Annotated in this window: 1 protein-coding gene; it reads right to left on the reverse strand. The window is 54.7% G+C overall.

Annotated elements, in window-relative coordinates:
• Positions 1–31: 31 nt before the first annotated feature.
• Positions 32–979, reverse strand: coding sequence for an IS110 family RNA-guided transposase (locus HGO40_RS30485; protein WP_250966064.1), 948 nt, complete (start codon positions 977–979; stop codon positions 32–34).
• Positions 980–1,188: the final 209 nt, after the last annotated feature.

Here is a 1,188-nt window from a genome sequence, read left to right on the forward strand (position 1 = left end):
TGTGGGAGATTCTATGGTTGAGGGGAAGCCCTCAAGCCGCTTTTGGTTGGTATTCGCTTTGCCCTTTCAGCAGAGCGAATACGATCCGAGCAAGCTTGCGTGCCAGTATCACTAGCGCCTGGGTGGTAGCGAAGCCTTGAGCTCTTAGTTTTTCATAAAAGCCTTTCCAGGCAGGCGTACGGCTAGCCGACATGGCTGCGTTGTGCAAAAGCCGACGAACTTCCGGATCGCCTCGTTTGCTCAAGCTTCGGCGGTCGTCTTTTTGTCCTGATTGGGACACTCGCAAATCCATCCCCAAGAAGGCAATGAAGGCGTCTGCGTTTTTGAAGTCGCCCCGCTGAAACGCCGTAAGTAAGCGGGCTCCGGTCAGAAATCCGATGCCCTCGACCTTCAGGCAATGGTTCAGTTGACCTAGCAAACCAGCATTTTTCAGATGATCCTTGATCGTCTTCTCGATCAATGTCTCAAGCCTCTGCATGGCGGCGATTTGCTCGGCGAAAGCGGTCTTGAGCAGCGGCTCATTGGCCCAGCTTTGTACCAGGGCGACTCGAGCCTGAACCAACGCAGCGCGACGGCGGAAAAGGCTTAGAAGCTGGCGATACAACGGAGATGGCGGCGCCCATGGATGAAGCTCATGCCCTTCGTTCTTCAGGTAACGAGCCAGCAGCTTGGCGTCCAGCGCGTCGGTTTTGGCGCGTACTTTTACGCCTTTGCGGTAATGGTGAAGTTCATAACCGCCCACCATATAGATCGTGCAACCGGCCTCATAGGCCAGATCAGCAAAATCCAAGTGATAGATATTGGTCGACTCAATGGCGACATCGACGGGCCCCGGCAGTACTTTCAACCACCTTTTGATGGCCGCCTTGTCGTTGGGAATCGCTTCCAACACATCAAGCTCTGCGTGATAGATCACCAGCTCGTTCTTGGCGACATCCACGCCCACGATCGGCTTTGTGACAGAAACCGGCATTGCCATTGAAAATCCTCCGGGCTAAGGTTTGAACACTTGAAGGGGTCACCCAGAGGCGCAGGCTTGTCTCTATCGTCGATCCAGGCCGAAGCATTCTTTATCGGCGCTTGGGTGAAAGGAGGAGGGGCGAAATCTCCCACGGTCTGTACTGCGCGAACAGTCAGAATCGAGCCTTGTCCCTCCTCCTCCCTTCAAGTCCTACCATACAAGCGAGC

The organism is Pseudomonas sp. CG7, from assembly GCF_023701885.1.
GTDB classification, from domain to species: Bacteria; Pseudomonadota; Gammaproteobacteria; order Pseudomonadales; family Pseudomonadaceae; genus Aquipseudomonas; species Aquipseudomonas zanjanensis.